1 rRNA gene (cut by a window edge) is annotated in these 1,261 nt (G+C 49.5%); it reads right to left on the bottom strand.

Features of this window, described 5'->3' with window-relative positions:
- Positions 1-1,161: ribosomal RNA gene (locus tag HHL21_RS21270) — 23S ribosomal RNA — on the bottom strand (it extends 1,804 nt beyond the left edge of the window).
- Positions 1,162-1,261 lie beyond the last annotated feature (100 nt).

Here is a 1,261-nt window from a genome sequence, read left to right as displayed (position 1 = left end):
AGATATCCGCAGCTTCGGTGACTGGCTTAGCCCCGTTACATCTTCCGCGCAGGACGACTCGATCAGTGAGCTATTACGCTTTCTTTAAATGATGGCTGCTTCTAAGCCAACATCCTGACTGTTTTAGCCTTCCCACTTCGTTTTCCACTTAGCCAATCTTTGGGACCTTAGCTGGCGGTCTGGGTTGTTTCCCTCTTGACGCCGGACGTTAGCACCCGACGTCTGTCTCCCAAGCTCGCACTCATCGGTATTCGGAGTTTGCAATGGTTTGGTAAGTCGCAATGACCCCCTAGCCATAACAGTGCTCTACCCCCGATGGTGATACTTGAGGCACTACCTAAATAGTTTTCGGAGAGAACCAGCTATTTCCAAGTTTGTTTAGCCTTTCACCCCTACCCACAGCTCATCCCCTAATTTTTCAACATTAGTGGGTTCGGACCTCCAGGGCGTGTTACCGCACCTTCATCCTGGCCATGAGTAGATCACTTGGTTTCGGGTCTACACCCAGCGACTGTCGCCCTATTCGGACTCGATTTCTCTACGGCTTCCCTATATGGTTAACCTTGCCACTGAATGTAAGTCGCTGACCCATTATACAAAAGGTACGCAGTCACGGAACAAGTCCGCTCCTACTGTTTGTATGCACACGGTTTCAGGATCTATTTCACTCCCCTCCCGGGGTTCTTTTCGCCTTTCCCTCACGGTACTGGTTCACTATCGGTCGATTACGAGTATTTAGCCTTGGAGGATGGTCCCCCCATATTCAGACAGGATTTCTCGTGTCCCGCCCTACTTGTCGCACGCTTAGTTCCACACATCGCATTTCGTGTAAGGGGCTATCACCCTCTATGGCCGGAGTTTCCAATCCGTTCCACTATGCGTCATGCTAAAACGTGCAGGCTCTTCCCATTTCGCTCGCCACTACTTTGGGAATCTCGGTTGATTTATTTTCCTGCAGCTACTTAGATGTTTCAGTTCGCCGCGTTCGCTTTGCATACCTATGTATTCAGTATGCAATGACCTAAAAGGCCGGGTTTCCCCATTCGGAAATCTGCGGATCAAAGCTTGTTTGCTAGCTCCCCGCAGCTTATCGCAAGCTACTACGTCCTTCATCGCCTGTAATCGCCAAGGCATCCACCATGTGCACTTATTCACTTGTCCCTATAACGTTAGCCCCTGTTGCCAGGGATCGTTACAGTTCCAAGCAAGACTTCATTTATTACTGTGTTTGATGAGTTTTTACTACTACCCTAAGTGTGTC

It is taken from the genome of Massilia polaris, assembly GCF_012927275.1.
Classification (GTDB): domain Bacteria; phylum Pseudomonadota; class Gammaproteobacteria; order Burkholderiales; family Burkholderiaceae_D; genus Telluria_A; species Telluria_A polaris.
The sequence above is the reverse complement of the archived record's forward strand: the minus strand, read 5'-3'. Positions and strand labels throughout refer to the sequence as shown.